General features: G+C 44.5%; 8 protein-coding genes. All 8 read right to left on the reverse strand.

Annotation, left to right across the window (positions count from 1 at the left end; all coding sequences use genetic code 11):
- Window positions 1-119 precede the first annotated feature (119 nt).
- Entirely contained in the window at window positions 120-683 is a 564-nt protein-coding gene (locus D8872_RS04830; protein WP_125390154.1) for a DUF6287 domain-containing protein, read from the reverse strand.
- Between the two features lie 68 nt (window positions 684-751).
- Window positions 752-967, reverse strand: a complete 216-nt coding sequence (locus D8872_RS04835) for a heavy-metal-associated domain-containing protein (protein ID WP_125390155.1) — start codon at window positions 965-967, stop codon at window positions 752-754.
- Between the two features lie 29 nt (window positions 968-996).
- Complete coding sequence (locus D8872_RS04840) at window positions 997-3,240, reverse strand: heavy metal translocating P-type ATPase (protein ID WP_125390156.1); 2,244 nt, start codon at window positions 3,238-3,240, stop codon at window positions 997-999.
- Complete coding sequence (locus D8872_RS04845; protein ID WP_125383739.1) at window positions 3,240-3,683, reverse strand: CopY/TcrY family copper transport repressor; 444 nt, start codon at window positions 3,681-3,683, stop codon at window positions 3,240-3,242. The genes D8872_RS04840 and D8872_RS04845 overlap by 1 nt, the downstream gene beginning before the upstream one ends.
- A gap of 146 nt (window positions 3,684-3,829) precedes the next feature.
- The gene (locus D8872_RS04850; RefSeq protein WP_125390157.1) at window positions 3,830-5,332 is read right to left on the reverse strand and encodes a zinc ABC transporter substrate-binding protein AdcA; all 1,503 of its coding nucleotides are present in this window, start codon (window positions 5,330-5,332) and stop codon (window positions 3,830-3,832) included.
- A 9-nt stretch (window positions 5,333-5,341) separates the two neighbouring features.
- The gene (locus D8872_RS04855) at window positions 5,342-6,148 is read right to left on the reverse strand and encodes a metal ABC transporter permease (protein ID WP_125390158.1); all 807 of its coding nucleotides are present in this window, start codon (window positions 6,146-6,148) and stop codon (window positions 5,342-5,344) included.
- Window positions 6,141-6,851 (reverse strand): metal ABC transporter ATP-binding protein, encoded by a 711-nt coding sequence (locus D8872_RS04860; RefSeq protein ID WP_062005698.1) that lies wholly within the window; start codon window positions 6,849-6,851, stop codon window positions 6,141-6,143. The genes D8872_RS04855 and D8872_RS04860 overlap by 8 nt, the downstream gene beginning before the upstream one ends.
- Entirely contained in the window at window positions 6,848-7,291 is a 444-nt protein-coding gene (locus D8872_RS04865) for a zinc-dependent MarR family transcriptional regulator (RefSeq protein WP_048791672.1), read from the reverse strand. The genes D8872_RS04860 and D8872_RS04865 overlap by 4 nt, the downstream gene beginning before the upstream one ends.
- Window positions 7,292-7,307 lie beyond the last annotated feature (16 nt).

Consider the following 7,307-nt stretch of genomic DNA (forward strand, 5'->3'; position numbering starts at 1 on the left):
ATCCTTTTTTAATTATTATTTCAAGCATTTATTCAAACGTTTGCACAATTTTTTATCATATTTTAACTAACTACTCTTTTAAAACAAAAAATAGGATAGAAAATTTCTATCCTACACGACTAGTTAGTAACACGATAATAAAATTGACCTTGTTCATCAAAGCTATTCATCCCAACTCCCGTCCACAGACGATCTTGGCTGGCATCTGAGCTATCTTGGAAATTTTCTTTATTCGCAAGCTTGACACCTTTTGGAATGAATTCTAGCAAGAAACCACCAGTTTCACCGCCGTATACACCGCCAGAAGCTGTTCCATAATCCGTTAACGATGCTCCATACAGCTCATAGCTATCGGAAACCAACCCTTTATCATTGAACACTAGCTGGTGACCAGCAGCATTCTGCCAGGTTCCTTTTACACTGGAGTAGTCTCCATTGGCCAAGGCCGAAATATCCATTGCTTTTTTCTCCTCTTGCGTCTTTTCTGGACTAACTTCTGCTGAGCTTTGACTGCTTGTGGCAGAAGAAGACGATTCTGCAACACTCTGGCTAGAAGCTACTTGAGAAGATTCCTGAGTAGTACTCGAACTTGTTTGAGTAGAATTAACTGACTTACTAGAGCAGGCTGCCAAAGTCGATAGAGCTAAGCAACATAACAAAGGATAGACTATTTTCTGCTTCATGGCTTTCTCCTTATCCAATAAATGATTACTAATATTATAGACTTTTTCAGCCTATTTTACAAGTTGGCTCAGCTATCCTGCACCCCTAAGACTTTATAGATGGTTTTGCTCAAAGCTACCTGATAATCCTCTACACTCAAGGATCTATCCGCAATAACTTCTGCTGTCTGCTTGTCCAGATCTACTGTCACATCTGACACTCCCTCCATAGATAGGAAGTGCTGGGTAACGTGTTTAACACAGTTTTGACAAGATAAGTTTTCTAATTGAACTGTTTGTTTCATAGATTTATTCCTCCGTATATTCCTTCATTTTAAAATTTAAAGCGTCCTAGACGCAGGGCATTGGCCACAACTGACACTGAGCTCAAGCTCATGGCTAGACCAGCCAACATCGGATTGAGCAAGGGACCGCCGAAAAGATGCAGCAGACCCATAGCAATCGGGATGCCTAGTGTATTGTAGGCAAAGGCCCAGAAAAGATTTTCCTTGATGTTACGAATGGTCGCCTGGCTGAGCTTGATAGCCTTGACCACATCCTGCAAATCACTATGCATGAGCACTACATCTGCCGACTCAATAGCCACATCGGCGCCTGAACCGATGGCAATTCCAACATCTGCCTGAACCAAAGCTGGTGCATCATTGATACCGTCTCCGACCATGGCTAGTTTTTTCCCAGCTTCCTGCAAGTTCTTGATAGCAGTGGCCTTACCATCTGGTAATACTCCTGCGATAACTTTTTGGATTCCAGCTTTCTGGGCAATAGCTGTCGCTGTTTCTTCACGATCTCCTGTCAGCATGATGACTTCCAGTCCCATAGACTGTAGCTCCTGCACAGCCGACAGACTGCTGGATTTCATCTCATCTGCTACCGCTAAAATACCAGCCAGCTGTCCATCTATTGCGACAAACATGGCTGTCTTCCCTTCCTGGGATAGCTCTAACAACTGTTCCTGAAAAGAACTGCTATCAATGTGCTCTTCTTTCATCAATGACTCATTTCCCACCAGAAGCTGTCTGCCCTCAATCTGAGCTGACAAACCTCGTCCAATTACGGCCTCAAAATGACTGACAGGCAGTAAGTCAAGCACCTCCTCTTCAGCTGCTTCCAAGATAGCCTGAGCCAAAGGATGTTCAGAATGCTGCTCAGCACTGGCTATTAGCCGCAACAAGTCAGAGCGATTAAAAGCACCTAAAGGTAACAAATCCGTCAGACTGGGCTTACCAACCGTAATCGTCCCCGTCTTATCAAGAACAATAGTATCCAGCTGATAAGCAGCCTCCAGGGCTTGCCCAGACTTAATCAGAATGCCATTTTCAGCCCCTTTACCAGTCCCGACCATGATGGCTGTCGGAGTGGCTAAGCCCAGCGCACAAGGGCAGGCAATGACCAGAACTGCGATAAAGATTGACAGGGAGAAGCTAAGACTCTCACCAGCCAGAAAATACCAGCCAAATGCAGATAAAGTAGCCAAGCTCAGCACGATTGGAACAAAATAAAGCGAAATCTTATCAGCTAAGGCCGCAATCGGTGCCTTAGACCCCTGTGCTTCCTCCACCAATCTAACAATCTGAGCTAAGGTCGTATCTGAACCCACCCTGATTGCTTGGTAGTCAATACTACCATTTTGATTGATTGTTGCACTGGTGATAGTGTCGCCGACCTTCTTTTCAATCGGGACACTTTCTCCAGTCATCATGGACTCATCCACAAAGGTCTGCCCGTCTGTCACAAGGCCATCTACCGGCATACGCTCCCCTGGCTTGATACGGATAATGTCTCCAACTCGGATATCCTCTGTATCAATGGTCACAGCCTCTCCATAGCGAATCACTGTCGCCTGACTAGGCACTAGCTCAAGTAGAGACTGAATCGCCTGAGACGTTCTCCCCTTGGCTGAACTTTCCAGATATTTACCCAGAAGAACCAAGGCAATAATCACTGCAACAGACTCAAAATAAAGCTGATGCACAAAGGCATGATGACCTCGAAAAACCTGACTGACCGAGTAGAGACTGTAGAAAAATGCTGCGCTGGTCCCTACCGCAATCAAACTATCCATATTAGGATGTCGCTTGATCAGATTGCGAAATCCTCTCTGATAAAAGCCACGACCGATCCACACAGCAGGCAGTGTCAAAAGCAGTTGTGACAGAACGAAGACCAAGGGATGTGCCATATGATCCAAGAAGCTAGGCAAGGGAAGACCAATCATACTGCCCATAGAGATATAAAGCAAGGGCAGAGCTGTAAATAAAAGAATTAGTAGCTCTTGTTTCTTTCTTCGTAATATTTGCGCTCTAGCTACAGCCTCTTCGTTTACGTCAGACGGCTTATTTTTTCCTTTTTCTTCAGCCTGATAACCAGCCTCAGCTACCGCATCCAGCACTTGCTGGCTGTCAAATCCCGCCTTAGGGACTAAACTGAGACGTTCTGTCGCCAGATTGACACTGACATCCTCTACCGTTTCCAAGTCCTTGACCGCCATCTCCACCGTCATAGCACAGGCAGCACAGGTCATACCTGAGAGCTTGTATTCTTTCTTCTCGCTCATCAATGTGTCTCCTTTCCGTGCCCGCAACGACACTGACCTTGAGGGCAGTGGCATTTGATTTCTAGCGGAGCCGAAGCTCTTTTCTTATCAATGACTTGGCTGAGCCGCTCCAAGTCCCTTTGACTGAACTGACTTCTCTCAATCATCGAAATCAAAAGATCTCCATGTTTAGTATTACAGATATTGTCAAAAAGAGCCTGCCAAGTACTTTCCAGATGGTCCGCTTCTAAAATCCGAGCATCGTAGTAAAACTTGCCCTCGATTTTTTCCATAGCGATAAATTCTTTGGTCTTCAGACGATTCAAAAGAGTCTTGATTGTTGCCGGTTTCCAGGAAAAATCGGCTTCCAACCGCGCTATAATCTCTGTACTGCGACTGTGTGGATACGCCCATAGCACACGCATCACTTGCCATTCTGCTTGGCTCATATTTTGCTGTTCCATTGTTTAACACTTCCTTAACATTTACATTTGTAATTCGATTCTTTAATAGTTTACAATTGTAATCGTAATTTGTCAAGTATTTTTATCGTTATTTCCTGATATACAAAAAAGAAGGCGGGATAATCCCGTCTTCTTGCTTTATTCTATTAGTGTGCCAACATCTCTTGGGCGATTTCTTGACCGGTCAACTTACTTGGATAGTAGGTTGGCCAGTTTTCTAGCTCATCAAAGAGTGCTTCCTGGCTTTCGCCGCCATAGAAGATATGGAAGTGAGCTGCCTTGGTCGGTGCAATGTTGTGGTCGCTAAACTGAACATACTTGTACTGGCCAGCATCCGCATCTGTCGCTTCAAACATAAAGCGAACTCCACGATTTCCCTTAGAGTAAGTCAGAGTGTGCTTACCAACGTATTTATACGTATATTTCTTGGATTTTCCATCTACCACAAATTCCATGGTCTTGTCTGTGATATTGATATTGGAAACATCTGTCTTGTAGCCCTTGTCATAGTAGTCCTTGTATTCAGCTGCCGTCATCTTACCAGTCAGCTTAGCCTTGTAGTCAAAGACTTGGTCCAAGGTCCCGTCTTTCAGATAAGGGTAAACAGACTGCCACTCGCCAGCGTAGTCAGACAAGGTCCGATCCTTGATGGCACTGTCTTCAAAGTAGCCGTTTTGCACTGTCTTAGTATCCTCTTCTTTCTCAGCAGCAATCTCTGCTCCCTCTTGGTCAGTCGTTTTCTTGAGAGCCTTGAGATTGGCCTTCATGATTGAAATATAGTCTGCCCCGTCCTTGGTCTGCTTTTCTGTCAAGCTTTCCAGCGGATTCAAGACATCAAGCTCTACTCCTGTTTCCTTAGCCAGAGTAGAAGCCAAAGCCTGAGAGGCATTTTCTTCAAAGTAGATATACTTGATTTTATTTTTCTTGATATACTCGGTCAATTCAGCCAAGCGTGAAGCGGATGGCTCGCTATCTGGTGAAAGTCCAGAAATTGGCACCTGCTTCAAACCATAGTCCAGCGCCAGATAGTTAAAGGCTGCGTGCTGAGTAACAAAACTCTTTTGCTTGGCGTTGGCTAAACCATCTTCAAACTCTTTGTCCAAGGCTTCCAGCTTCTTGATATAAGCCGCTGCATTTTTCTCAAAGGCAGCTTTCTTGTCAGGATAGGCCTTGCTCAGACTATCTCGAATGTGCTCCACCATTTTAATAGCTCGCTTCGGAGACAGCCAAACATGGGGGTCGTATTCATGATGATGCCCCTCTTCACCATGGTCGTGATCTTCTTCCTCTTCACCACCAGGCAGCAAAAGCATATTTCCAGTCGCTTTGATAACCTTTTCTTCCTTATTTTTCAAGGTTTTTAGCAAATCAGGAACCCAAGTCTCCATGTTTTCATTTTCATAGACAAAGGCATCTGCATCCTGAATGGTAGCAACTGCCTTAGCTGAAGGCTCATAATCATGCGGCTCTGTACCAGCCCCGATTAGAAGTTCAACACTCGCCTCATCTCCAGCCACCTGCTTAGTAAACTCGTAAACCGGATAAAAAGTCGTGACAATATTGAGCTTGCCATCTGCATTTTTTTGATTGGAACAAGCTACTAAGAAAATACTCAGTAAACCTGCTAATAGTAAACTAATTTTTTTCATTTTATGCTCCTATTTCATAAATTTTTTGACCAGATTGACCAGCAAGAACAAGCTGACGAAGATAATCGTAATGCTGGCGCTTGCTGGCGTTTCTGCATAGTAAGAAATATAAAGTCCGGCAATCATACCAAAGAAGCCGATGACGTTTGCCAGTAGAATAACCGACTTGAAATTTTTCCCAATCCGCAGGGCAATACTGGCCGGCAAGACCATAATGGTCGAAACCAGCAAGGCTCCCGCAGCTGGAATCATGAGAGCAATCGCAACGCCCGTCACGATATTAAAGAGAATAGACATAGACCGCACCGGCAGCCCATCCACAAAGGCCGTATCCTCATCAAAGGTCAATATGTACATAGGCCGAATGAATAGGAAGGTCAAGACAAGCACCACAGCAGCAATAACAAAAAGAGAAATCACCTGCTCCCTACTGATAGTCACAATAGAGCCAAATAGATACTGGTCCAGACTCATGGCGCTGGAACTCTTGCCCTTACTCATAACAATCAAGGAAATGGCTAAGCCAGTTGACATAAGAATGGCTGTCCCGATTTCCATGAAATTTTTATAGATAGTCCGCAGATACTCTAAGAAGACTGCTGCGATTATAACCACCACTACCGTTGTGAAGGTCGGTGACAAACCTAGAACCAAGCCAAAGGCCACACCTGCCAATGAAACGTGACTAAGCGTGTCACTCATAAGACTCTGCCGCCGTAAAATCAAGAAAGTCCCCAGAATCGGTGAAAAGAGGCTCATGGCAATAACTGCTAAAAAGGCTCGCTGCATAAAATCATAGGAAAATAGATTAAGCATGACTCACCTCCTGTCTATTGTCGCTTTCATGCACATTGAAACAGCGCCAAGGTGAGTCCTGATTACGGACCAAATGAATATTACGATCGGCATATTTACGAACTTCTTCCGGATCGTGTGTAATCATCAAAACAGCTTTCCCATGCTGGTGAGCACTATGGTGCATGAGCTTGTAAAATTCATCCTTGCTGCCTGCATCCATCCCTGTTGTCGGCTCATCTAGGACAAAAATATCCGGATCCGAAGCAAACATCCGAGCAATCACAGCCCTCTGCTTTTGCCCGCCAGAAAGAGAACCAATTCGCTTATCCCGATGTTCCCACATTCCAACCGACTCCAGACTTGCCTTGATATGCTCCTCATCATGCTCATTCAAACGACGAAACCAACCCTTGCGCGGATAACGTCCAGACTTGACAAACTCATATACCGTACTAGGAAAACCTGCATTAAAACTAGCAATCTGCTGAGGCAAATAAGCAATTCTCAATTTCTTGCCTCTCTCATTGGTCTTGGAAATCTTGACCTCGCCATGCTTAGGCTGCAGAATCCCCAGACTAGCCTTGACAAGTGTCGTCTTAGCAGCCCCATTCTCCCCTGTCAAGGTTACAAACTCGCCACTATCCAAAAAATAATGAATATGCTCCAACACAGGTTCCTTGTCATAGTAAAAGGACAGATTTTCCACTGTGATATATCTCATTTCCCAATTTCTCCAATCAAACCATCCAAAAACCTCACAATCACTTCTTGCTCATCAGAAGAAAATTGCTCTGCCAATCTCTGGTAGGTATCTAAAGTATGCACATGATGGTGCTGATGCTCTTCCGCAATCGGTCGTGCCAAATCAGTCAATCGATAAAAAGTCACACGAGCATCCTTCTCATCCTTGAATGTTTCCAACATCTTTTGCTCCACCAACGCCTTAACAGCTTTAGTTACAGCAGCCTGACTAACATTCAGTCTTTTTGCCAAGTCAGAATTTGTCAAAGACTCCTGAGACAAGAGCATTAAAATATGTTCCTGCGTGTTCGTTAGCCGCACATCGCTCGTACAAGAGCCGACCAAGATTTCATGTTGATTCTCAGCTGTCAATATAACCTCATTCAAAAAATGATTAATTTTTTCTGCTAAATGCCCCATTGTTCGCTCCCTTTCT

The organism is Streptococcus cristatus (genome assembly GCF_003943815.1).
Taxonomy (GTDB): Bacteria; Bacillota; Bacilli; order Lactobacillales; family Streptococcaceae; genus Streptococcus; species Streptococcus cristatus_F.